Annotated in this window: 1 protein-coding gene; it reads left to right on the top strand. The window is 56.3% G+C overall.

The window, feature by feature from the left end; genetic code table 11:
- The first annotated feature begins 59 nt into the window (after window positions 1-59).
- Window positions 60-1,195, top strand: a protein-coding gene (locus ACLJXE_RS24295; RefSeq protein ID WP_410752237.1) for an IS3 family transposase whose coding sequence is annotated in 2 segments (ribosomal slippage) — window positions 60-306 and window positions 306-1,195 — 1,137 coding nt in all. Because the reading frame shifts where the segments join, the coding sequence is not laid out codon by codon here.
- Window positions 1,196-1,230: the final 35 nt, after the last annotated feature.

The following is a 1,230-nucleotide window of genomic DNA, read 5'->3' as shown; positions in this document are numbered from 1 at the left end:
TGGACTGACCCCACCCCGGTAGACGATCCTGCCCTATAGTTTGAGCATAGGAGGAGCGTATGGGCACACCACGATTTACACCTGAATTTAAGGAAGAAGCCGTCCGTCAGATAACAGAACGCGGTTATTCCGTTGCCGAAGTATCCGACCGTCTGGGCGTTTCTGCGCACAGCCTCTACAAGTGGCTACGGGCTATCAAGCCTGATAACAGCGAACAGCATGCCCGGGATTTACTGGAAGCCAAAAGCGAGATCCTGAAACTACGGGCGCAGCTAAAACGCACCGAAGAAGAACGGGATATCCTGAAAAAGGCCGCGCGGTACTTTGCAAGGGAGCCCGACTGAAGTACCGCTTTATCAATGAACACCGCACGGTATGGGGTGTGATGACGATGTGTCGGGTACTGAATGTCGCCCGGGCCGGGTTCTATGCGTGGCTGCACAACCCGGTCTCGGCGCGTGATAAAGATAACCAGCGTTTGCTGATGCTTATCCGCGACTCATATTCACTGAGCGGCGGCGTATACGGTTACAGACGGGTTCATGGCGACCTGAACGAAATCGGGGAAACCTGCGGTAAAAACCGGGTGGGCCGCATCATGCAACTGAACCGGATTAAAGCTGTACGCGGCTATAAAGCGCCACGTCGTATCGCCGGCAGACCTTCAGTGGTCGCTCCTAATCGCGTGCAGCGGCAGTTTACCGTTGTCCGGGCCAATCAGGTCTGGGTCACCGATATTACTTATATCCGCACCTGGCAGGGATGGTTGTATCTGGCGGTGGTTATCGATCTCTTCGCCCGTAACGTGGTCGGCTGGTCGATGAAGCCCACTCTCTCACGCGAACTGGCGCTGGATGCACTAATGATGGCGCTCTGGCGGCGTAAACCCGACGGCGAGGTTATCGTGCACTCGGACCAGGGCAGCCAGTACGGCAGCGACGACTGGCAGCGCTTCTGCCGGGCCAATAACCTGACCCCGAGCATGAGCCGGCGTGGCAACTGCTGGGATAATGCAGTGGCCGAATCGTTCTTCAGTTCACTGAAAAAAGAGCGGATCAGAAAACGCATCTATAAAACCCGGGATCTGGCCCGGGCCGATATCTTCGATTACATTGAAGTGTTCTACAACCGGGCCCGGCGCCACAGTCATCTCGGCGGGGTCAGTCCGGAGGCCTTTGAACAGGCCTCGTCGTGAGGTCAGGATATGTCTACAGTCATGGGGTCAGTCCA

The sequence above is a fragment of the Citrobacter sp. U14242 genome (assembly GCF_046555775.1).
Classification (GTDB): domain Bacteria; phylum Pseudomonadota; class Gammaproteobacteria; order Enterobacterales; family Enterobacteriaceae; genus Citrobacter.
This window is presented reverse-complemented; position numbering and strand designations above follow the sequence as displayed.